Consider the following 22,923-nt stretch of genomic DNA (forward strand, 5'->3'; position numbering starts at 1 on the left):
GTCCGTGTCAGCGAGGGCGTATATTAAGGATCTACAGATTTAGTGCAACCCTTTTCTGAGAAAAAGTGCCATTTAATCCAATTAATTTAAAAGAATCGCAAAAGCGATCAATTAACCAACAGAAAAGGGTGTTTTTGTTTATAAAACAACCATGAAATACGAGTTACAAGGCTTTCTTTTTCGCTTCCCAATCAACCTTAGGCGAACTAAGACCATGTCCACCAGCGTATCCAGAACGTTCTGGCGCCTTCCACCCATCTAGCGTCCCGCTTTCTAACCGATAAATCTCAACTTCCAACGGATGACACCTTGATAGTGGGTCTTTGGCATCTGGTCCCCATAGATCTACAGACAAATCCCCACCAGGGCAGCAAGATAGCGCACACAATAGATCCATCTCTGCAAAAAACTCCAAATAGTCCCCCTTCTTAGCAGGACAGGCTTTCATGAAGTATTTATCTTCATCATTGAGGCCCGTACATTGGAAAATATTCAGCACATCATGAACATCAAATTCTGTTAAGCCATACGGTAGTACCGCACGCACCAAGTTCGAATGGCAATGAAAGTCGAAATCTTCTCCCGTGAGCAAACGGTTAACATAAGGATCGCAACGCGTGCCCAATAAATCATGCACTCTACCGCCCTCTGCATCTTGCCCATAGTCCGCCAAACTATCATCTATGATGGTCACCATAGGGCGGAGAAAAGGTAAGGTAGACCAAAGACGATCATGAATGCTGACGTGCGCTCTTTGCATTTGTCGAGTACGAGAAGCCCACATCCGCTCTCGAGGGTCATGCTTGTTCCACATATTGAAATCCCCAACCTGTGGTCCGTCAGACACACGTACCCTGAACACATGACCAGCCGGCACTTCCCATGCTTTGCCAGAGCGCATCGGAATCTTAATCGTTTCCACTAAGGTACGTTGCGCGCCTCCCTCTTTTAGGGAGTTATAAAACGCGGCATCCACCGCCAGTTTTGATCCAGCTCCAGCTCGGTACGCCGCTTCTACTTGACTCATAATGTGCTCCCATCTTATTGACTATTTGACTTAGATTAATAAAACCGGAAACTCAAATAAAATGACATTATTTTAAAATACATGACAAATAGTACAGAGGTTGTTGATGAGTCATCCATATACGGCACTGCACACCTTTCACCTCGCCGTTCGCTTTAAGAGCTTAAAGCACACAGCCGCGTATTTACATTTAACAGAGTCGGCTGTTAGCCATCAGATTAAGCGCTTAGAAGCTCAACTCGGCTATGCGCTATTTTATAAGTCAGGCCGTCAGCTCAAAGTCACACCGGAAGGTCGACGCTTGTCTAATGAGCTCGCCGCTCCTTTTGACCATATCGATCAACTGCTTTCCACTCCAACCGACGATCGACATCACCCACTGACCATTTATTGTATGCCGTCGCTGATTGAACCTTGGTTACTGCCGCGCTTATTGACCTTTAAAGAGACCCAGCCCAATTATGAATTTGTCATTAATTACCATTCTTCCGCCCCAGAATATTTAGACGAATACAGCCTACGCATCGGCAGTCATGAAGAAGGCGATAGCAGCCCTTATTTACGAACTAAGATTCTGACCGGAGAAACCATCCCTGTTTGCAGCCCTATTTATCTCGCTCGCTTTACCTTGCCCATTTCCAGCACAGACATGCTTGCCGCAGACTTACTTCACGACCATCAACAAGACAGCTGGCAAGCTTGGTTTAGCGCTCAAGGACTCACATTAAACAAACCCACCCAACTGCTGTATGAAGACTTTCATTTGTTAAAGATGGCAACCATTGCCGCACAAGGTATTGCCCTGTGTCCACAAACCCTAATTCAAGAAGACTTGGACAACGGCATCCTAGTTGCATTATCAGAACAGAAAGGAAACATCGGGCGCTACTATGCCATTGAACACAATCAATACGCCCACGCAGACATTCAAACCTTGCTGCAGCACCTCCTTTAAATGCAAAAAAGCCAGTATGGAATCCATACTGGCTTAGGCAGATCTATTACTGGGTTACAAGGCAACCCCTCTAACACGACGCCATGATAATCCTAAGAATGAATGGACTGCTCTCTACGTCGCTTAACTTCATAAACAATCGCCAAGATAACCGTTATCGAAATCATCACGAGACCCAACGCATTGACCGCTGGCGTTAGACCGGTACGGACTTTAGACGCGATATAGACGGTCAAGGTGGTGTCATAGCCTTTTACAAACAATGTCGTGTTGTAGTTTTCAAACGACTGTAAGAAAGCAATACCAGCAGCAGAAATGATCGCAGGCTTCAAATACGGCAATAGAATCCGGCGAAACGCTTGCCACTGTGTAGCCCCTAGACTCAAGGCCGCATTTTCCAACGTCCGATCAAAGCGCTGCAATCGCGCCAATACCATCAACATAACATACGCGGCGATAAAGGTTGTTTGCGCAATGACGGTCAGCATAACCCCGCCACTAACGGACAAGCCCTTCCAAAAGATCAAGGTTGAAATACCCACGATAACGCCAGGCGTTAATAGTGGGGACATCATTAAGGAATAGAGGAAGGTTTTCCCTCTCCCTTGAAAGGTCGACAAGAACAACGCACAACAAATACCAATCGGCACTGCGACAACCAGCACCCCAACCGCAACGATGACACTGATCCAGAGGGCATGCCACATGGCATCATCTTCTGCTAGCGCACTAAACCACTTAAGAGTGAAGCCTTTCCAAGGAGAGACCGTAGGGAAACGGCTGTCGTTAAATGTCGCCAACCCCATGATGATCAGCGGCGTAAACAGGTACAAAAAGAACACGCCAATATAGAAGCGTACACTCCAACGTAGGATTGTTTCAGATTTCATTTTGCAATGTCCCCCAAGCCCACTTTAAAGATACGCATAACCAAAGCGATAAAACCAATACAGATGATAAGCAATAAGAAGGCATAAGCCGCGCCTTGGTTCCAATCGCCACCCTCAAAGAACCAATTGTAGATGATTTGAGTAAACCAACGACTGCCTGGTGACCCTAAAAGAGAAGGCACGGCATAGCTACCCGCCGCCAACATAAAGGTCATAATACAACCTGTCGCTATCCCTGGCTTGGCATGAGGAATGATCACTCGCCAATGGGTGCGAATCCAGCCTGCTCCCAAATTACGAGCCGCTTTAACTTGATTGCTGTCTAAGCTTTCAATCGCGTTGTAAATAGGAAAAATCATAAACAAAATATAGGCATACACCATCCCGATTAAGACACCACCATCTCCTGACAAGAAACGTATCGGTCTATCTATAAAACCCAGGCCCAGCAACATCGCATTTAATGGCCCCTTATAGGCCAGAATAATGTACCAAGCGAACGTCCGCAGGATTTCATTAATCCAGAATGGGATCACTAACAGCAACAGACAAAAAGCGGCTTGCCTCGGCGTTGCCACTTTCGCCAGATAAAAAGCAATCGGATAACTCACCAACAAGGTAAGCGCTGTAACCAGTACGCTCGACCAGATGGTTTTTAAAAAAATCTTTAAATGGATAAGATTACTAAACAGCGTTTCGTAATTCCCTAGAGAATACACATCTTTAGGGCCACCTATTTCAGAAGGAAATAAGTTCGGGCGAAAGGAATAATCCACCATCAGTAGCTGAGGCAAAATCACCATCCCCAGCAACCAAATTGCAATCATACCGAGAATGCCAACCGCTAAGCTGCTACCAAAGCGCGCTTTCAGTTGGCTAAACATGATCCGCCCCTCCAATCACCACCGCATCTTCAGCACGGTACGATAAAGACACAGGTGCGCCCTTTACTAAGCTGTCTGTGTACTGATGCGAGCCTAGCTGTATCGACAAGCTGGTTTGCGCCTGTGTATTCGCATTCAAGGTTAGATAAGACCCTTCGAAGTTCACTTCTTCGATGGCGCTAGGAATAGTTAACATATTATTTTCTGCCGCCAAACGGAAATGTTCAGGTCGAATAAATAAGGTGGCGTTGTCACCCACATTGACACCGCTTTGAACACGCCCCTGCAAATGGCCCAATACACCGCAATCTAGATCAGCGATGCCATTATTAAGCTGAGTAACACACCCTTTAATACCGTTATTTTCACCCACAAAAGAGGCGACGAAGGCCGTTTTTGGGTCTCGGTACAAGGTAATCGGATCTGCGACTTGCTGTATTTTCCCTGCAGACATTACGGCAACACGATCCGACATCGTCAATGCTTCGCCTTGATCGTGAGTGATATAAATAAAAGTGATGCCTGTTTTACGCTGGATTTCTTTCAACTCAATGCGCATATGCTGACGCAATTTAAGATCCAAGGCGGACAATGGCTCATCCAGCAACAAGACTTGAGGCTCAACCGCCAAGGCACGAGCAATGGCAATTCGTTGTTTCTGCCCACCCGACAATTCAGAGACTTTTTTGGTGCCGCTGCCTTCTAGTGCGACCAATTCTAGCAGTCGATCCGAGGCCTTTTTCCGCTCACCTTTCGAAACACCACGTACTTCTAGGCCAAATTCAATGTTTTCAGCCACTGTCATTAATGGAAACAGCGCGAGGTTTTGAAAAATCATCGAGGTCGGACGTTTATTCGCTGGCACGCCCCGCATACCTTGACCGCCAATTTTCACGTCGCCATGCGTCGGGTCAAGAAAGCCACTGATCATATTCAAAATGGTGGTTTTGCCACACCCTGATGGCCCTAAGAAACTAAAAAATTCACCCGACTCAATTTTCAAATCGGTTTTCTGAATAGCGGTGAAATCACCAAACTCCATAACGACATTATCTAGATGAACACTGCTGTCCATGTTACCTCTCATTGATATTTTTATAGGTGAAGATCGCTAGACGAAAAAGCCCCTCACAGAGTCAGACTGCAAGGGGCTTTTCGATATCTGTATTACGCAGACAGGTAACGATCTTGGTATTCGTTACGCAGGGCAACGTACCAAGGTTCTTGAATTGGCCACCACCATAGGTTAGCAAGATCTTGCTTAGTATAGGATGAATCGAAGAAATCTTTTGTCGCTTGAGGCAACAAGGCTTCTGCGCCTTTAGACGTTGAGTTATAGCCTGTAGACTCAACAAACATAGCGCCGGCTTCTGGTGTGTAATACCAGTTAATAAACTCGTAAACAGAATCCACGTTGTTCGCATTCTTCGGAATAACAAACCCTTCCATCCAAGCCAATGCACCTTCTTTAGGCGCACCGAAGGCCACAGGCTCCCCTTCCGATTTGAGTTTGAATGCGGTGCTATCCCAAGTCTGTCCAATCACAGCACCATTAGTACGGAACGCGCCTTGCGCTTCATTTTCCGTTGACCAGAACTGTGCAATAGAAGATTTGTGTTCCGCGGCAACTTTTAAGATCACATCAAAATTGGCGCGCATGGCTTTTTCGTTTTTATACGAATCCAATAATGGGTAAGGCAGTTTGCCCGCTTTTTCTAACCATAGACCAATGCCCACCAGCGCCGAATGGCCACGTACTGTTACGCCACCCGAATTCTCTGGCGCCCATAAGTCACCGTAGCTTAGGTTTTTAGGGTCTACTTTTGCGTATTCTGTGTTGTAAGCAATGGCTTCTGTTCCCCAATCCGCAGGAGCAAAGTAACGCTTACCTTTCACAACACCACCGACTTCAGAACCGCTAATAGCGCTCTCCAAACAGCCATCCCACTTAATACGAGAGGTATCCAAAGGCTGAACCAAATCGTAATCTACATAGCCTGGCACGCGATCGACTGTCGGCATGATGATATCAAACCCGGTACCGTCCGTGGCGCGCAGTGAGTTCATTAACTCATCGTTTGTACCATAAGGTGTAAAGGTCGCATTGATGCCAGTCTTAGCTGTAAAGTCAGCCAACATAGCGTCTGTTATGTATCCTGCCCACGCATAAATACGCAATTCTTTATTCGCTGCAATCGCTTGGTTAATAGAAAAAGGGGTTGCTGCAACCGCGCCTGCGGCGGAAGCACCTTTTATAAACTGACGACGTGAAAGGGTCATTCTAGAGCTCCTTGTGAGTAGTGCCATTATGATCTTATTTTCAGAAGTTTACATAACGCCTTTAAACAAAACAGACGCCTATACGACTCTTATTTTTCATTAAACGAGTAGTCAATAAAAAACCATAATACAAAACAATGACGATTTTGTTACGACTTAGAGATCAATGCCGTCAAATGGGTCGCGTATAGTCAAAAAACCGTCGTTTTTGCTAAAAAGTAATCATTTTCTTATTGTTCCTAAAAATAAACTTAAACGATTCACCAAAAACTATCAATTCGAATGCGAACTTAAATCATTCTAAAGTTAATAAAATTTTTTCTAAGTCAATCACATATGTTCGCTAATGAAGACTCGCCACACAAACAAAAGGCAAAAAAAAACCAGCGTAATAACCTACCCATAAGGATAGGCTAATTCGCTGGTTTTTTTATTTAAAAAAGAAAAACTAGAACAAAACGCGCGCTTTGACGGTTCCGTCTACTTCTTTTAATTTCTCTAGCGCCATTTCACCGGCATCGGCAGACACATCCATGACCATGTAACCCAATTTTTCCGTGGTACGTAGGTACTGGCCTGTGATGTTGATATCGTTGTCAGAGAAAATAGCGTTGATTTTAGACAACACGCCAGGACGGTTCTCATGAACATGTAGAATACGGTGATTGTCCGCTTGCGAAGGCAATGCCACTTCAGGGAAGTTAACCGCTGCAATGGTGGTGCCCACATCAGAGTATTTAATCAGCTTCTCAGCCACTTCAATACCGATATTTTCTTGCGCTTCCATGGTGCTACCACCAATATGAGGCGTCAAAATAACGTTATCTAAACCGCGTAATGGAGAAACAAATTCTTCTGTGTTGCCTTTAGGCTCAACAGGAAATACGTCTACTGCCGCACCGCTTAAGTTACCCGCTTTGATCGCGTCCGCAACCGCGCCTAAATCGGCTACTGTGCCGCGAGAAGCGTTGATGAAGATAGATCCTTTCTTCATTTTCGCCACTTCATTCGCACCAATCATCATTTTAGTAGAGTTGGTTTCTGGTACATGCAAGCTGATTACATCACACGTTGCTAGCAATTCGTTCAAGCTCTTAATCTGACGCGCATTACCTAGAGGCAGTTTGGTGATGATGTCGTAGAAACACACTTCCATACCCAAAGATTCAGCCAACACACTAAGCTGAGTACCAATGCTACCGTAACCAATAATGCCTAGGCGTTTGCCGCGTGTTTCATACGAACCTACAGCGGATTTGATCCAACCACCACGATGACAGGCTGCATTCTTTTCAGGAATACCGCGCAACAACAAAATCAACTGACCAAGAACCAGTTCAGCCACACTACGCGTATTCGAGTAAGGCGCGTTAAAGACGACAATCCCTTTCTCACTGGCCGCGTCCAAATTCACTTGGTTCGTACCAATACAGAAACAACCAATCGCCACCAATTTATTGGCATGGGATAGGACTTTTTCTGTCAACTGCGTGCGGGAGCGAATACCAATGAAATGCGCTTCAGAGATCTTACTGATAAGCTCATCTTCAGCCAGTGCTGTTTTATGGTACTCGATATTTGTATAACCAGCGGCATGTAATGCATCCAGTGCAGATTGATGCACGCCTTCTAATAACAAGATTTTAATTTTGTCTTTGTCTAGTGAGGTGTTGCTCATGGCTCGTTCGACTTCTCTATTATGGTGGGGGGAATTTGTGTAAATATGTTAACACAGAACATTCAATGTCGTATTCAAGATACTAGAATGTCTTTCATTATGTTAAGAGCAAAACTCATGCAAACGGTTGTTTTCTTTTTTTCTGCGCATTGCTCAAAGAACAAACAAAATGCTCATGCTATTTAACCAATAAAAAAGGGGCTCATAAGCCCCCTTTCCATTATTCAGCGGTGTCTAAACGTTCTAAGAAAACACCTGTTTCTACATGATGCGTATAAGGGAACTGATCAAACATGGCATAGCGAACGACTTTATGAGTGCTCGCCAGCGCTTCCAAATTCGCTTTCAATGTTTCAGGGTTACAAGAAATATAAAGAATACGATCCACTTTACGAACCAACTCTACGGTGGCATCGTCCAGTCCTGCTCGTGGCGGGTCTACTAAGACAACGGATGGCGACAAAGCGTCCACTCCGGCCTGTAATAAGGTTTTTGGCAATTCACTTTCGCCATTCAATGCGGCCGAGACGTCTTCACTCGCCATTTTCACCACCTGAACATTACTCATACCGTTAATAGCAATGTTCAACTGTGCGGAATTCACTGACACTTTTGATATTTCTGTGGCCACAACACGATCAAACCGACGTGCCAACGGAATGGAAAAATTACCATTACCACAGTACATCTCAAGCAAATCGCCAGACAGGCCTTCTGTTACATCCAGCGCCCACTCCAACATTTTTTCACTGATTCCAGCGTTGGGTTGAGTAAAGCTATTTTCTACTTGCTGGTAATGAAATTTTTGGCCATGAACGGTCAATGTCTCCATGACAAAATCACGTGTCAGAATTTGTTTTTTCTTACGACTACGACCGATAAAGTGACAAGCAGGAAAGGCCTCACTCATTAGGCGAGCGGCTTTATTCCACTCATCATCGATCGGCTTATGGTAAAGCAGGCTAATCAAGGCTTCGCCTGTTGTGGTAGTGAGAAAGTCGACCTGAAACAGCTTATGACGCAACACAGAGATATCGCGCACGGCATCAATCAATGCTGGCATCAGTTCATTAATAAGAGTCGAGGCAGCAAGAAATTGATCGGTTCGAATCGGCGTTCTTGGCTCCGCAGAATCAAACATAGCGTAATACAGATCATCGCCTTCATGCCAAATACGGAATTCTGCTCTCATTCGGTAGTGAGTAGGATCACTAGGAAACACTTCCAGATCAGGCAATGGCAGGTCGGCCATTAGGCGAGTCAGCTCTGCGTGTTTTTCTTCAAGCTGTTGTTCGTATAGTTCAGGTTGGATTTGATCCGGTCTCATGACACATTCTCTTAAAAACGATGGAAACTCACCACATTGAGCGCGGCATTATACGAGTTCCAACCCGACAAATCTAATCACTGTTTGTTATCTGGTCGCTCGAATTCACTTCGGGACTAAATACGGGTTCCCAAAAAGGATTTCTAAAGAAAGGGTCAGAGAGAAATCGGCACGATAATTCTCGTCTGCTTCGTACGTCATTTGTGGTTTAACATGACCAATCAGCCAGTTTTTATGCAAAAGTCGGCTGTAATCCACAAAGTACAAAAAGCTGTTGCCGTTTGTATCATCGCCCTCTGCTTGTAGAAAGCTGAGTTGATACAACAATTTGTTTCTTTCGTTGATGGTCTGATTTAGAAAAATATCTTCTCGATAATAAATTTCATCATCTTGCGCAAACCAAGTCGTTCCAAAACGACCGCCATATTGAAAATCCTCTCCTAGCTGATGAGCATAACCAAGCTTATAACGTAGCCCGGTTCCTTCCGTATAATACGCAAAAGCCTCTTCTTGCTGATACCAGCGCCATCGCTCATATTGCTCTCCTTGCGAGAAGCGCGTGCGTAAAAAAGGATTCAAAGGGAAGGCCAATAATACGCCACCATCAAAATCTGCACCCCAGCTTTTCTTGATGTATCGAACCGCTGCCGACACATTGGAGTTTGCGACCGAGTTCGCCACGCTACTGTCTCTGGATGTTTCTGTAATTTCGTTGTCGCTCGTTAGATGATCGCCATCTGATTCAATCACAAGGCGCAATCTATCCTTTGTGTTAGGCAGTTTTAAACGCGCGTTAAAATCAAAAAAGCCGTCTGCCCCCTCTTCACTCAAGATAGGACCAAAACGTAAGCGCATATAACTTTTATTGGACAGGGCTTGCTTATTACCTGACAAAAACATGTCAATATTACGTGACCAACTGTCGACCGTTTCTGAAACGGATTGGTGAGCCGACTGCCACCAAGAACCGCCGTCTTCTTGCGACACTTGATGGCTCTCTTCTTCGAGGGGCTTATCGCTCTCTGGGTCTGACGCCATGAGTGGCGCAGACAAAATGAGGCAACCGGCGAACAATAAAGCATCCTTGCAAAATATCATTCTTAGCCGTTTTTCAGCATTTGCTGAATCATTAGAGATGAGTTTTCCGCCGCAACTTTCAAGTATTCCTCAAAGCTTTGTGGCGACTCTTTACCTGCAATGTCCGATAAAGATCGAACGACAACGAAAGGCGTACCAAATTTAAAGCATACTTGAGCCACCGCGGCCGCTTCCATTTCAGCCGCTACCATCTCAGGAAACAAGGCTCTGACCGTTTCGACTCTTACTGGATCGTTCATAAAACTATCGCCGGTGCCGATTAAGCCGACCTTCGCTTTCACACGATTAACATCTTGAACGGCTGTTTGCGCTTGTTTAATCAGTGCCGCATCCGCTTCATAGGTAGCTGGCATACTTGGCACCTGACCCATAGGGTAGCCAAATGCAGTCACATCAACATCATGGTGAACAACGTGATCAGAAATCACCACATCCCCAACATTTAGCTCCTCTGCAAAACCGCCGGCAGAGCCAATATTAATGACGTATTCTGGAGAGAATTTTGATAGCAATAACGTGGTCGACAAAGCGGCATTTACCTTGCCAATGCCTGATTGCAACAACACCACGTCTTTTCCCTCAAACTGGCCGATGAAAAAATCACAGCCGGCGATGCTTTCTTTGCGCACATCGCTCATCCAAGATTTAATAACGGCTACTTCTTCATCCATAGCACCAATTAAACCAATCACCTTACTCATTCATATCTCCTAATAATAATTGGCACTGAATGAATTCTTCCAGTGCGCTTATTTGCTCCCCTGTATACGGGGTACTTATTTCAAACAGTGCGACATGTTCCGGTCTTTCTGGCCAGTCTTGTACCGCTAAACAACGCACTTTAGGGTAATGACTTTGTACTCTCAGTAAGACTGAGCTGGCTTGAGGCTCTAATAGAACAATGACCGCATCGGAGTGATACGGTAAAACCGAATCATAACCTGACAAGTCTGATAACCATTGAGAGGCAATCGATCGTTGCTCTAACTCGGCGTATAAAATCGCTTTTGTGACGCGACTACCGCCTACGATTATCCAAGATACCCCTTGGCTCGCCATCAAGGCAGGAACTATCGCCTTGCGCTGTGTCGACTGAATCAGTGCTTGGTGGAGGCTATAATCAAACACGCACCCCGTCACTGAAAACACATCATAATCCCCTAACTCAACAGGCCGTGTATTTAACCAAACCACAGGTAATTGCGTACGGTTATATTGTGTCTCTAAATCGGCTGTTATCGTTTGCTGAACTTCCATTTCTTGATCGCACCCAACAATGACTGCATCAAATTGTTTGATCGACGCCGATTGCATAAAAAAGTCATCGCCCGATAAAAACACCTTCACAGTCACACCTAAGCGCTTTAACCCTTCTTGGACCCTATCTGAATCAGAGTAGTCGTTGACCACCCAAGCGACCACTAAACCGCTCGATAACACAGCATTTTCTTTACCATGCCATTCGAATGGAACATGGATCCGCAAAGCGTTGTTTCGCAACTTATGAGATTGACCACCCAAGGGTTTGAGCACAATCATTAACACCCACTGAAAAAACGGCCGCGATACCATATCGTTGCTAACAACGATTTCTAACATACCGTTTTCAAAACGCACCGTGATGCTTTTTTCCTGCATCGCATTGGTCACTGCCATCATGAAGACCAGATGCAACAAGCTCTTAAGATATGGGTCCAGCGCCACAATGGCGGCACCAGACTCCACTGGGCAGTCAATGCGCATGATCGCAACGTCCAGACCCAACTGATGCATCACATGGGTACTTTCTTGGCTCAGCAGCTTGCCGATGGACGACTGCTCAACGCTGTTATCTATTGTTTGAAAGCTTTCGAGGATTTCTAACACCAAGCTGATCCAGCCTTGCAAATATCCCTCTGGTGAGTATGAGGGTAACTGCGATAGATACGTCATTTCGCTCAATAGCACCTCGACTTCCAATTTTTGATTCAAATCGAGTGTCGACGGTTTTAATTGCTCTAGCTGCCACGACAAACGCCGTTCTTCAGTGGTATCACGCCCTACTAAAACAATGCTTCTAAAGCCATTTTCATTAATAAATGAATGGGCACGCCAGTGGTAAATTTTGTTCAAATTGGAAAGAGTAAGCTCGAAGGAAACCCCCACCCCACCTTTGAGCACTTCTTGAATCGCCTTATGGCAAGAGATCGGCATGAAATCAAACACAGTCCGAGAGTTCTTATAATGCGGAAAAAGGCGAATAGCATCCTGATTGATTTCTTCGACTTCGGCCATTTCATCACAGAAAATAATCGCGCTATGGGTGGACTCTAACAACAATTGGAATCGATTTTCTTTCGCCGTTAAAAAACCACGGTATTGGAGACTTTTGGCTTGAATCGGTTGTAACTCACTGTACACAACCTGATCACTTTCAGGGTATTGAGCAATCATACTCAGCGGCATGAACACAAGACGCTTAATCAAAAACATCAATAAGGCATACAAGCCAAGCAAGACCAAAAACACAAAAATCAGCACCTGCATCCACACCGACAAAATGGACTCTGAGATGGGGATTCGTTTCGACAGGCTCAAGCGATATTGGCTGCTGTACACAGGTGTCTCAATATCACTCATCACGGCGACCACGTTATCTGACGGATCAAAGCCCGCTTTGCTTTCTTTTAAGAGCAAGGCGCCTGTCTCTCTATCATACAAGCTGATTAAGTCTGCCTTGGCGCCATCTAATAGCTCACTTGATAGCGTTAAGTTATTGTTTAATGAAACAAAGCCATATAAATAACCTTCTAAAATACGCCCCTTAGACACCAACTTCTTTTTATACATTAAAAGAATAGCACCGTCCGCCGTCGACACTTTTACCCAGCGATTAATGATGCCTTTAGTCAGCAGCTCGGGGATGTTGTCTTGCGTATAAACTCGCGCTCTTGGGTCCGTGGCGCCTTTGCGCTTTGCCCAGTCAATATAAAAGAAATCCAAGCCACCAAAGAACAGCACCTCATGATGAGAAAACAACATATCCAATTCTGTACCAGGCCGGTAATCCCCTAGAATTAAATCTTGGCTAATGTAGCCCATCTCATATTCTGCACGGGTTAAATAGCTATTTAGCACCTGCTCAACAACATGACTGCGCACTAATAAATTGCTTTTCGCTGCATGGCGAGTGGCACCATCGATGGCCAAAATAGAAACAAAGCCAACGACAATAAAAACCAAGGAAAACAGCAATAAGATGCGGTAAAACGCCCGGCGCTGCAGACTAATGGCCGCTTTCATAAGGCGGCTCCAGAATAGCGATAGGCTCGGCGTATGAGCAACTTGAGACTTTCAGCATCCAAATCTGACGAAATAAGTGACGCCTGCGCAATGTAGAGCTTAGGGACCGCTTCTCCTTCTAAATCGCCTTTAATACCTTCTGCTATGGCAATGGCCAAATCGTCCCATCGAAACAATGTACTCACCAGCGTTCGCTGACTGGTTAGGTTTGACAACTCATTGCTGGAGAACCCCCAGCTATTTGTTTTCACGCCTGCTGAAGGGAAAGCTTTAATCGCGGATGCCACACCATCTGAAATATTTTGTGTGCAACTAAAAATAAAATCGACTGAGTTTGCTGCTAATAAACGACGGGCGGCTTTTTTAGCGCGCTGAACCGAACTTTCCATCGTCTGAATTCTTTGAATAGGACGATTAATCGCTGCCATAGCATCCAGAAAAGCATCGCAGCGCTGATCGCCTAATGCCGTAGAGTCGGCCAAAAATGCCGCTATTCTAGCGTGTCGAGGAAGCTGACGATGAAGGTAACTCACCAGCATATTGACGATTTTAACCTTATCAAAGCCGATATACATGAAAGGCGGATGATTCTGCCAATTCGATAACGGTGTCGCCATATCATAGAAAATCACCTTAGGATGCCCCTCTCGCAGCACCTGCTCAACATAACGGCTTTGCACTATGTCCAACTCTGTGATGATTAAATAATCCGGTCGAGAGCGTTTTAACTTAGCGTATTCAGCCGCATCATAATGATTACGCTGGCCGTAAAAGGTTTCCAGTCGATAATCTATTTTCAGCTCACTCATACGACGTTGGAACGCATTAACTAACGAATGGTTCTTGAGTGTCTGGGCTCGACCGAACAACAACATAGTGACCTGCACAGGCCGACGTTGAGGTTTATCTACTGGGGTTGGCGGAGAATTCACTGTGGCAGAAAACTGATCACTGAGTGCTTTCTGCTCTGGGTATAAAGAATAGAAATGGCTGCTGTCCATAGTGAACGACTGCACATTAGCCGCTTGAAGAGGCATACACCCGCTGATAATAGCGATTACAAACAGCGTGAAAGGGAGTCGTCGCATTATTTGATCCGATAGCGCTTCAATTAAGAAGCCGTATTAAAAGTAAGCAACAAAAAAGATAAGCGGTATCACAAAGCAACACAAGCGATAGCCTAAGAAAATACGAATGAATTGCCGAAATGACAAATTTTAGACATAAAAAAAGCCGACATAAAGTCAGCTTTTTTTAAATATGGTGCGGAAGGAGAGACTCGAACTCTCACGCCGTGAAGCACTGGAACCTAAATCCAGCGTGTCTACCAATTCCACCACTCCCGCAAGGAATGGCGAGCATTATAGGCAAATCATTTTTCTGGTCAACACTTTTTTTCAATTATCTGATAAAAAGTACAAAACAATTTCTATAGGCTCGCCTTCAGGCATTAATCGCGATTAAAAATTGCGACCGTTTAGGTACTCACCACGCTCATAGCGCACTGCCATTTCTTCAAGATCCATCGTTTGGATACGAGACGCTTGTCCAGCACAGCCAAAGGCTTCGTAACGGTCAATACAAACCGCCTTCATGGCTTTGATGCTTTCGGTTAGATACTTACGAGGGTCAAAGTTGCCTTTATGCTCTGCAAGGCTACGACGAATCGCACCGGTCGCAGCTAAACGCAAGTCGGTATCTATGTTTACTTTACGCACACCGTAACGGATCGCTTTAACGATTTCTTCCACAGGCACACCATAGGTTTCCGGGATTTCACCACCAAATTCGTTGATAATCTCTAACCAATCTTGCGGCACAGAAGAAGAACCGTGCAACACAATGTGTGTATTAGGCAGCAATTCAACAATCTTCGCGATGCGTTCAATATCTAAGATATCGCCAGTAGGTGGACGAGTAAACTTGTACGCGCCGTGGCTAGTACCGATGGCAACCGCTAGCGCATCAATGCCCGTTGCGTTCACAAAATCTACCGCTTCTTGTGGGTCTGTTAGCATTTGATCCATGGTCAAGATACCAGAAGCACCCACACCATCTTCTTCTCCAGCTTCACCTGTTTCTAGCGAACCTAGCACACCCAACTCACCCTCGACAGACACACCACAAGCATGAGCAAACTCAACCGTACGGCGAGTCACATCAACATTGTAGTCATAACTGGCTGGCGTCTTTCCATCGGCCATTAGAGAGCCATCCATCATCACGGATGAGAATCCAAGCTGAATAGAGCGCTGGCAAATGGCAGGAGATGTACCATGATCCTGATGCATAACAACAGGAATATGCGGAAAGTCTTCAATGGCCGCAGAGATAAGGTGACGAAGGAAGTGAGAACCTGCGTATTTACGAGCCCCTGCAGAGGCTTGCATGATAACAGGAGAATTCACCTCATTCGCTGCTTCCATAATGGCTTTAACCTGCTCCATGTTATTCACATTAAAAGCAGGAAGACCATAGCTGTGCTCAGCGGCATGATCCAACAATTGACGCATACTAATTAAAGGCATAAAAGTTTTCCTCTGACAATAATCCTCTATGAACATCATAGAAGACGGAGTTATGGCGAACTCTCTGGTTATTTATTTTTTCATAGACACTATCACTAGCGTTATGTGGCTTACGCCTTATCGTCATTGTCATCCTCGACACACGTGCCGAGTTAGTCACTCTCTAGTTTTATTATCCGTCGACTCATCATCAAAACGATCCGGTCAACGTGATTGGCTTTACGCCTTTATTATAACGAACGATTTTCGTCGTTCTTTGATACTAATTTTGCGCGCGACGCTCTAACATCGCAACCGCTGGAAGCACTTTTCCTTCAACAAATTCAAGGAAAGCACCGCCACCTGTCGAAATATACGAAACATGGTCGGTAATATCGTACTTATCAACGGCAGCCAATGTGTCGCCACCACCAGCAATAGAGAAACCATCACTCTTCGCGATCGCCATGGCTAACGCCTTGGTACCACTACCAAACTGGTCAAATTCAAATACGCCAACAGGACCGTTCCAGATGATGGTTTTTGAATTTTCCAACAAGGCAGCAAACGCCGCAGCGGCTTTTGGTCCAATGTCTAAAATCATGTCATCAGGGCCAACATCTTTGGCGTCTTTAATGATGGCTTCTGCATCCGGCGCAAACGCCGTTGCCACAACAACATCTTCAGGCAGAGGAATGCTGGTTTTTGCCATCAAGGCTTTAGCCTGTGGAATGAGATCTTCTTCATACAAAGATTTGCCGATTGGGAAACCCGCTGCGGCAAGAAAAGTGTTCGCGATACCACCACCGACAATCAGCTGATCCACTTTATCGGACAAAGATTCAAGCACGGTTAATTTGGTAGACACTTTAGAGCCACCCACAATCGCCGCCATTGGGCGCGCAGGATTCGCCAAGGCTTTTTCCAAAGCATCCAACTCTGTCGCAAGTAATGGGCCTGCGCAGGCAATCGGAGCAAATTTGGCAACGCCATGGGTCGAGGCTTGTGCACGGTGAGCGGTACCAAAGGCATCCATTACAAAGACATCACACAAGGCCGCCATTTTCTTAGCCAGCCCCTCGTCGTCTTTTTTCTCACCGGCGTTAAAACGTACATTTTCTAGCAATACCAATTGCCCTGCTGCAACGTCTACACCCTCTAGCCAATCTTTTACAAGAGGCACTTCTTGCCCCAATAAAGAAGACAAGTGCTGAGCGACAGGCAACAATGAATATTCTTCTTCATATTCGCCTTCCGTTGGGCGACCTAAGTGAGACATCACCATGACTTTTGCGCCAGCGGCTAACGCCAATTTTAACGTCGGCAACGCGGCACGAATGCGTGCATCACTTGTTACCTTGCCGTTTTTTACCGGCACATTTAGATCTTCGCGAATAAGCACACGCTTGTCGGCTAAATCAACGTCTTTCATTTTAATTACGGTCATGCACGATTTCCTCGTCATTTAACAGCTATAAATATCGAACTCTAGAAACATTACCTGATGATGACATCAGCCCAATGCTTGGCCACATCCAACATACGGTTGGCATAGCCCCATTCATTATCAAACCAGCATAATAGCTTTACCATACGCCCATCAATGACATGGGTTTGGGTGCCATCAACAATCACTGAGCGTGGGTCATGATTGAAATCCACAGACGCGTGAGGCTCATTGGTAAAACCAAGCAAACCAGCATACTTCAAGGTTGCGGCCTGCTGTAATCGCTGATTGATTTCTTCCTTGGTCACTGCATTTTCTGTACGCAAAACCAAATCAATTGCAGAAACATTTAACGTAGGTACACGCACCGCGTTGCAGCCTATTTTCCCGTCTAATTCGGGCATTAATCGAGTAATCCCCCGAGACAAACCAGTATTAACCGGAATGATAGAACTCAGTGCAGAGCGCGTTAAACGTAAGTCTTTAGGGTTATAGCCATCAATAACGGGTTGGTCGTTCATCGCCGAATGAATTGTTTGTGCGACACCATGCTCAATCCCTGCAAACGCTTTGATCGTGTCTAATACGGGAATCAGACAATTGGTAGTACAAGACGCCGCAGAGACAATCGACTGTTCGGCGGTAATTTGATCCTGGTTAAAACCAAAGACGATCGTTGCATCCACATCGGCTGCAGCAGGCTGGGAAAGTAACAAGCGAGGAACCCCCGCATCTAGATAGCTTTGCGCGCCTTCACGCTCAGAAAAGCTCCCTGAACATTCCAGCACCATGTCCACATTTAGCGCTTTCCAATCCAATAAATCCGGCGTTTCACAATGAAAACAACGAATTTCGTCGTCGCCAATGATGAGCGAATTTTGCTTAGTATTAACCGGTTTAGGAAAGCGGCCATGGGTCGTGTCATAGCGCGTAAGGTAACTCATTGTCTCGATATCAGACAACTCATTGATCGCCACCACCTGAAGGTGATCGCGGTAGCCGTTTTCGTATAAAGCGCGTAGTACGGAGCGCCCTATTCGACCATAACCATTGATAGCGACTCGTAACATAGCCCTACTTCATCACAACAAAAGGCTTTTCACAGCCCTTCACAAAAAGAAGAAAAAAGAGGCGCACTGATCAGCACACCTCTTTTGCTCGATGTATATTAAGCGGACAACAGTTTTTCTGCCGTGGCTACGACGTTATCGACTGTGAAGCCGAAGTGTTTCAACAAATCGCCACCAGGAGCAGATTCGCCGAAGGTTGTCATGCCAACAGTTGCACCGTCAAAGCCTACATATTTATACCAGAAGTCCACATGCGCCGCTTCGATCGCAACACGCTTAGTCACATTGCTTGGTAATACGGACGCTTTGTAGTCTGCATCTTGAGCGTCGAAAACGGTCGTAGAAGGCATGGACACAACACGTACTTTCGTACCTTTTGCCGTCAATGCTTCTGCAGAAGACATCGCTAGAGCAACTTCAGAACCCGTCGCAATCAAGATCAAATCTGGTGTGCCAGCACAATCTTGTAGAACGTAACCGCCCTTCGCGACATTGGCTAGCTGTTCAGCCGTACGCGCTTGAGCAGGCAAACCTTGGCGAGAGAAAATCAATGATGTTGGTCCATCACGACGCTCAATCGCGGCTTTCCAAGAAACCGCTGTTTCTGCAGCATCACATGGACGCCAAACAGACATATTTGGTGTCATACGTAAGTTAGCAAGTTGTTCAACTGGCTGGTGCGTAGGACCATCTTCACCTTGACCAATAGAGTCATGGGTGTAAACGAAGACATTCTGAATGCCCATCAAAGCAGACATACGTACCGCGTTGCGCGCGTATTCCATGAACATCATGAAAGTCGCACCGTAGTTAATAAAACCACCGTGTAAAGACGCGCCATTCATGATGCCGCTCATACCAAATTCACGAACACCGTAGTAGATGTAGTTACCAGAGGCATCGTCTTGAATGCCTTTTGAACCAGACCAAAGTGTTAAGTTAGAACCCGCTAGATCGGCAGAACCACCTAGTAGCTCAGGCAAAATAGCACCAAAGGTACCAATGGCATTTTGAGACGCTTTACGACTCGCGATGCTTTCGCCTTTGTCTTGGCATTCTTGAATAAAGGCTTGTGCTTTTTCTTCGAAATCCGCAGGCAAATCGCCTTTCAATACACGACGATCAAATTCTGCCGCCAATTCTGGGTAAGCCGCTTTATACGCTTCAAAAGACGCTTCCCATTGAGTTTGTGCTGCCGCGCCTTTTTCTTTGGCATCCCAGCCTGCGTACACATCTGCAGGTACTTCAAATGGCGCGTGTTTCCAACCAAGAAACTCACGAGCCGCAGCGATTTCTGCATCGCCTAATGGCGCACCGTGACAGTCGTGGCTACCGGATTTATTTGGTGAACCAAAGCCGATAATTGTTTTACAGCAAATCAATGTGGGTCTAGACGTTTCTGCTTTCGCCGCTTCGATTGCCGCTTTGATTGCTTCTGGATCGTGTCCATCAACACCAGCAATAACATGCCAGCCGTAAGACTCAAAACGCTTAGGCGTATCGTCAGTAAACCAACCTTCTACATGGCCATCAATGGAAATGCCGTTGTCATCCCAGAACGCGACCAATTTACCAAGGCCTAAGGTACCCGCCAGTGAACAGGCTTCATGGGAAATACCTTCCATCAAGCAGCCGTCGCCTAGGAAGCAATAAGTATTGTGGTCAACAATAGTGTGACCTTCACGGTTAAACTGAGCCGCTAAGGTTTTCTCAGCAATGGCCATACCGACAGCATTACTGATACCAGCGCCAAGTGGGCCTGTGGTCGTTTCAACACCGTCTGTGTAACCGTATTCAGGGTGACCCGGTGTTTTAGAATGCAACTGGCGGAACTGTTTGATGTCTTCGATGGATAAGTTGTAGCCAGAAAGGTGCAACAAAGAATAAATCAGCATAGAGCCGTGACCATTGGACAAGACAAAGCGGTCACGATCAGCCCATTTCGAATTGGTTGGGTTATGCTTTAGAAAATCGTTCCATAGCACTTCCGCGATGTCTGCCATACCCATTGGGGCACCTGGGTGGCCTGAGTTAGCTTTTTGTACAGCATCCATACTCAGAGCACGTATGGCGTTAGCAAGTTCTTTACGAGACGGCATTGTTATTCCACTCCTGATAGCTCAACGAACAATAAAAAATAGGTTTTATGCTGTGAATTAATCTTGCAATCCACCGGTAGCTCACGCACCAAAATAAAGCAAGAAAAACGAAACAGCATGACTTCTGAACCATCCTAGCAAAAAAGAACGTCATTTACTCATTAATATGGCGAGGTTAACTTGAAATTTTAGCCTAGGTAGTAGATCATTTATCGCACTTACAGCGTCGATTTGTTTCGGCTTGCGGACGCTATATAAAAGCAGCTAAACAGAATCAGTATTACCTGTTTAGTTGCGTTCAATGCTAAGCGGGTTTTTTTATGCCTGTTTGGCGCTTATCCATCATTTTTGATAGAGGCCCTAAACATGTCAGAGTATTCTTTATTCACTTCAGAGTCTGTTTCTGAAGGTCACCCAGATAAAATCGCGGACCAAGTGTCCGATGCCATCCTTGATGCCATCCTTGAAAAAGATCCTGAAGCACGCGTTGCGTGTGAAACCCTAGTCAAAACAGGCATGGTTCTTGTGGCTGGTGAAGTCCGTACTGACGCCTGGGTAGACATCGAAGAAATCGCGCGCGGAGTGATCCGTGAGATTGGCTACAACAGTTCAGACATGGGATTCGACTGGGAATCTTGTGCTGTCATGAACGCCATTGGTAAACAATCTGCAGACATCGCCGTTGGTGTAGACGAAGCCAGTGAGAAAGAACAAGGTGCGGGCGACCAAGGGTTAATGTTTGGTTTTGCCACCAATGAGACCGACGTTCTTATGCCGGCTCCGATTACCTACGCGCACCGTTTGGTTCAACGCCAAGCAGAAGTACGTAAAAACGGCACGCTAGACTTTTTGCGCCCAGATGCGAAGAGCCAAGTGACTTTCCGCTACGATGAAAATGGCAAGCCTTGCGCTATCGACGCCGTGGTTCTTTCAACCCAACACAGCGCGTCCGTTAAACAAGCGGATCTTCGTGAAGCGGTAATGGAAGAGATCATCAAGCCAGTACTACCGGCTGAATGGTTATCGAAAGACACCAAGTACTTTATCAACCCAACCGGTCAGTTCATCATTGGTGGTCCGGTCGGTGATTGCGGTCTAACTGGACGTAAAATCATTGTCGATACATACGGCGGTATGGCACGCCACGGTGGTGGTGCTTTCTCTGGTAAAGATCCATCCAAAGTTGACCGTTCAGCAGCCTACGCGGGTCGTTATGTTGCGAAAAACATCGTTGCGGCTGGGTTAGCAGACAGATGTGAAATCCAAATTTCTTATGCCATTGGTGTTGCTGAGCCAACCTCTATCAGTATCAATACATTTGGCACTGGCAAGGTAAGCGACGCACTGATTTCTCAACTAGTTCGCGAGCACTTCGAATTGCGTCCTGCTGGTCTGGTTAAAATGCTTGACCTAAAACGACCTATCTACTTGCCGACCGCGGCTTATGGTCACTTTGGTCGTACCGGTGATAACTTCACTTGGGAAAAAACGGACAAAGCAGAGGCGTTACGTCACGCCGCTGGTTTATAATCTCCCGTATTTCCAGTATAAAGCCCTCTCTATAGAGGGCTTTTTTCTTTATCGATTTTTTGTTGGCTTTTTTATACTGACGGAGCGTAATAAAACATGCGAATCCCACGAATTTTTGTTGATATAGCGTTGGCTGAAAACACCAAGATCGAGTTACCTGATTCTGCATTCCAGCATGTTTGCAAAGTACTTCGTTTGAAAAATGGCAACCCTATGCGCCTATTCAATGGCCAAGGCGGCCAATTTTATGGCGAACTATGTGATGTCGAGAAACGCTCAGCCAGTGTCCAGCTATCTACCTTCGAATCACTCAACAACGAATCTCCACTAAAAGTCACCATAGGCCAAACCCTCTCTCGTGGAGAGCGAATGGATTATGCAATCCAAAAAGCCGTGGAATCGGGTGTGTACGAAATTCAGCCACTTTTTAGTGCCCGCTGCGAAGTAAAATTGCAGGATGGTCGGCTGGAAAAACGTTTGCAACATTGGCAACAAGTCGCCATCAGTGCGGCGGAACAATCTGGTCGCGGCATAGTGCCAAAGATTAAGACTCCGATGAATTTACTCGATTGGGTAGCTAGTTGTAACGATATGTTAAAGCTGACGCTTCACCATCACAGCGCAAAACCCATTTCTCAGTATGAACAACCGAGTAATAATCAGGTGGCTTTATTGATCGGCCCTGAAGGAGGACTAACAGAGCAAGAAGTAGAAAGCGCGAAGCTGCACGGCTTTAATGCGATTGCGCTTGGCCCTCGCGTTCTACGCACAGAAACCGCACCTATTGTTGCTCTGACCGCATTAAATTTACTCTGGGGTGACGTTTAACTGTTTTATCTAAAAAGAGAT

18 protein-coding genes, 1 tRNA gene and 1 riboswitch are annotated in these 22,923 nt (G+C 45.8%); of the genes, 3 read left to right on the forward strand and 16 right to left on the reverse strand.

Annotated elements, in window-relative coordinates; translation table 11 throughout:
* Positions 1 to 163 precede the first annotated feature (163 nt).
* Entirely contained in the window at positions 164 to 1,027 is an 864-nt protein-coding gene (locus E0D71_RS04505; protein WP_133002132.1) for a DUF1989 domain-containing protein, read from the reverse strand.
* 106 nt (positions 1,028 to 1,133) lie between these two features.
* On the opposite strand from E0D71_RS04505, the gene E0D71_RS04510 reads away from it, so the two are divergent.
* The gene (locus tag E0D71_RS04510) at positions 1,134 to 1,982 is read left to right on the forward strand and encodes a LysR family transcriptional regulator (RefSeq protein ID WP_133002133.1); all 849 of its coding nucleotides are present in this window, start codon (positions 1,134 to 1,136) and stop codon (positions 1,980 to 1,982) included.
* 92 nt (positions 1,983 to 2,074) lie between these two features.
* Here the strand turns inward: E0D71_RS04510 and E0D71_RS04515 are convergent, their stop codons facing one another.
* The 15 genes from E0D71_RS04515 to tkt form a co-directional block, all read right to left on the reverse strand.
* Entirely contained in the window at positions 2,075 to 2,872 is a 798-nt protein-coding gene (locus tag E0D71_RS04515; RefSeq protein WP_133002134.1) for an ABC transporter permease, read from the reverse strand.
* A complete protein-coding gene (locus E0D71_RS04520) occupies positions 2,869 to 3,756 on the reverse strand; it encodes an ABC transporter permease (protein WP_133002135.1) in 888 nt (295 codons plus the stop codon). Before E0D71_RS04520 ends, E0D71_RS04515 begins: the two co-directional genes overlap by 4 nt.
* Complete coding sequence (locus tag E0D71_RS04525) at positions 3,749 to 4,831, reverse strand: ABC transporter ATP-binding protein (protein ID WP_133002136.1); 1,083 nt, start codon at positions 4,829 to 4,831, stop codon at positions 3,749 to 3,751. Before E0D71_RS04525 ends, E0D71_RS04520 begins: the two co-directional genes overlap by 8 nt.
* A gap of 92 nt (positions 4,832 to 4,923) precedes the next feature.
* Positions 4,924 to 6,036, reverse strand: a complete 1,113-nt coding sequence (locus E0D71_RS04530) for an extracellular solute-binding protein (RefSeq protein ID WP_133002137.1) — start codon at positions 6,034 to 6,036, stop codon at positions 4,924 to 4,926.
* A 448-nt stretch (positions 6,037 to 6,484) separates the two neighbouring features.
* Positions 6,485 to 7,714, reverse strand: a complete 1,230-nt coding sequence (gene serA, locus E0D71_RS04535) for a phosphoglycerate dehydrogenase (RefSeq protein ID WP_133002138.1) — start codon at positions 7,712 to 7,714, stop codon at positions 6,485 to 6,487.
* 220 nt (positions 7,715 to 7,934) lie between these two features.
* Positions 7,935 to 9,041, reverse strand: coding sequence for a tRNA (uridine(54)-C5)-methyltransferase TrmA (trmA, locus tag E0D71_RS04540; RefSeq protein WP_133002139.1), 1,107 nt, complete (start codon positions 9,039 to 9,041; stop codon positions 7,935 to 7,937).
* 105 nt (positions 9,042 to 9,146) lie between these two features.
* Entirely contained in the window at positions 9,147 to 10,139 is a 993-nt protein-coding gene (locus E0D71_RS04545; protein WP_133002140.1) for a hypothetical protein, read from the reverse strand.
* 2 nt (positions 10,140 to 10,141) lie between these two features.
* On the reverse strand, positions 10,142 to 10,840 hold the full coding sequence (mtnN, locus tag E0D71_RS04550) for a 5'-methylthioadenosine/S-adenosylhomocysteine nucleosidase (protein ID WP_133002141.1): 699 nt from the start codon (positions 10,838 to 10,840) through the stop codon (positions 10,142 to 10,144).
* Entirely contained in the window at positions 10,833 to 13,421 is a 2,589-nt protein-coding gene (locus tag E0D71_RS04555) for a hypothetical protein (RefSeq protein ID WP_133002142.1), read from the reverse strand. Before E0D71_RS04555 ends, mtnN begins: the two co-directional genes overlap by 8 nt.
* Complete coding sequence (locus E0D71_RS04560) at positions 13,418 to 14,509, reverse strand: substrate-binding domain-containing protein (RefSeq protein WP_133002143.1); 1,092 nt, start codon at positions 14,507 to 14,509, stop codon at positions 13,418 to 13,420. Before E0D71_RS04560 ends, E0D71_RS04555 begins: the two co-directional genes overlap by 4 nt.
* Before the next feature lie 173 nt (positions 14,510 to 14,682).
* Positions 14,683 to 14,767, reverse strand: a tRNA-Leu gene (locus E0D71_RS04565).
* 114 nt (positions 14,768 to 14,881) lie between these two features.
* A complete protein-coding gene (fba, locus tag E0D71_RS04570) occupies positions 14,882 to 15,949 on the reverse strand; it encodes a class II fructose-bisphosphate aldolase (RefSeq protein ID WP_133002144.1) in 1,068 nt (355 codons plus the stop codon).
* A gap of 262 nt (positions 15,950 to 16,211) precedes the next feature.
* Positions 16,212 to 17,375 (reverse strand): phosphoglycerate kinase, encoded by a 1,164-nt coding sequence (locus tag E0D71_RS04575; RefSeq protein ID WP_133002145.1) that lies wholly within the window; start codon positions 17,373 to 17,375, stop codon positions 16,212 to 16,214.
* Between the two features lie 50 nt (positions 17,376 to 17,425).
* A complete protein-coding gene (locus E0D71_RS04580) occupies positions 17,426 to 18,445 on the reverse strand; it encodes a glyceraldehyde 3-phosphate dehydrogenase NAD-binding domain-containing protein (protein WP_133002146.1) in 1,020 nt (339 codons plus the stop codon).
* 98 nt (positions 18,446 to 18,543) lie between these two features.
* Positions 18,544 to 20,544, reverse strand: a complete 2,001-nt coding sequence (tkt, locus tag E0D71_RS04585; protein ID WP_133002147.1) for a transketolase — start codon at positions 20,542 to 20,544, stop codon at positions 18,544 to 18,546.
* Positions 20,545 to 20,757: 213 nt separating this feature from the next.
* Positions 20,758 to 20,833: riboswitch (SAM riboswitch) on the forward strand.
* A 77-nt stretch (positions 20,834 to 20,910) separates the two neighbouring features.
* On the opposite strand from tkt, the gene metK reads away from it, so the two are divergent.
* Entirely contained in the window at positions 20,911 to 22,074 is a 1,164-nt protein-coding gene (gene metK / locus E0D71_RS04590; protein WP_133002148.1) for a methionine adenosyltransferase, read from the forward strand.
* A 96-nt stretch (positions 22,075 to 22,170) separates the two neighbouring features.
* Positions 22,171 to 22,902 carry a 16S rRNA (uracil(1498)-N(3))-methyltransferase gene (locus E0D71_RS04595; protein WP_133002149.1) on the forward strand — a complete coding sequence of 244 codons (732 nt, stop codon included), beginning with the start codon at positions 22,171 to 22,173 and terminating at the stop codon, positions 22,900 to 22,902.
* The last annotated feature ends 21 nt before the right edge of the window (positions 22,903 to 22,923 follow it).

Origin of the sequence: Marinomonas sp. KMM3893 (genome assembly GCF_004352855.1) — a bacterium.
Taxonomy (GTDB): domain Bacteria; phylum Pseudomonadota; class Gammaproteobacteria; order Pseudomonadales; family Marinomonadaceae; genus Marinomonas; species Marinomonas arenicola.

Coding starts and splice junctions, on each gene's coding strand:
- E0D71_RS04560 (WP_133002143.1), bottom strand. CDS start 14,509: ATGCGACGACTCCCTTTCACGCTGTTTGTAATCGCTATTATCAGCGGG.
- E0D71_RS04530 (WP_133002137.1), bottom strand. CDS start 6,036: ATGACCCTTTCACGTCGTCAGTTTATAAAAGGTGCTTCCGCCGCAGGC.
- E0D71_RS04505 (WP_133002132.1), bottom strand. CDS start 1,027: ATGAGTCAAGTAGAAGCGGCGTACCGAGCTGGAGCTGGATCAAAACTG.
- E0D71_RS04595 (WP_133002149.1), top strand. CDS start 22,171: ATGCGAATCCCACGAATTTTTGTTGATATAGCGTTGGCTGAAAACACC.
- E0D71_RS04525 (WP_133002136.1), bottom strand. CDS start 4,831: ATGGACAGCAGTGTTCATCTAGATAATGTCGTTATGGAGTTTGGTGAT.
- fba (WP_133002144.1), bottom strand. CDS start 15,949: ATGCCTTTAATTAGTATGCGTCAATTGTTGGATCATGCCGCTGAGCAC.
- E0D71_RS04520 (WP_133002135.1), bottom strand. CDS start 3,756: ATGTTTAGCCAACTGAAAGCGCGCTTTGGTAGCAGCTTAGCGGTTGGC.
- tkt (WP_133002147.1), bottom strand. CDS start 20,544: ATGCCGTCTCGTAAAGAACTTGCTAACGCCATACGTGCTCTGAGTATG.
- E0D71_RS04575 (WP_133002145.1), bottom strand. CDS start 17,375: ATGACCGTAATTAAAATGAAAGACGTTGATTTAGCCGACAAGCGTGTG.
- trmA (WP_133002139.1), bottom strand. CDS start 9,041: ATGAGACCGGATCAAATCCAACCTGAACTATACGAACAACAGCTTGAA.
- E0D71_RS04545 (WP_133002140.1), bottom strand. CDS start 10,139: ATGATATTTTGCAAGGATGCTTTATTGTTCGCCGGTTGCCTCATTTTG.
- E0D71_RS04580 (WP_133002146.1), bottom strand. CDS start 18,445: ATGTTACGAGTCGCTATCAATGGTTATGGTCGAATAGGGCGCTCCGTA.
- E0D71_RS04555 (WP_133002142.1), bottom strand. CDS start 13,421: ATGAAAGCGGCCATTAGTCTGCAGCGCCGGGCGTTTTACCGCATCTTA.
- E0D71_RS04510 (WP_133002133.1), top strand. CDS start 1,134: ATGAGTCATCCATATACGGCACTGCACACCTTTCACCTCGCCGTTCGC.
- serA (WP_133002138.1), bottom strand. CDS start 7,714: ATGAGCAACACCTCACTAGACAAAGACAAAATTAAAATCTTGTTATTA.
- E0D71_RS04515 (WP_133002134.1), bottom strand. CDS start 2,872: ATGAAATCTGAAACAATCCTACGTTGGAGTGTACGCTTCTATATTGGC.
- metK (WP_133002148.1), top strand. CDS start 20,911: ATGTCAGAGTATTCTTTATTCACTTCAGAGTCTGTTTCTGAAGGTCAC.
- mtnN (WP_133002141.1), bottom strand. CDS start 10,840: ATGAGTAAGGTGATTGGTTTAATTGGTGCTATGGATGAAGAAGTAGCC.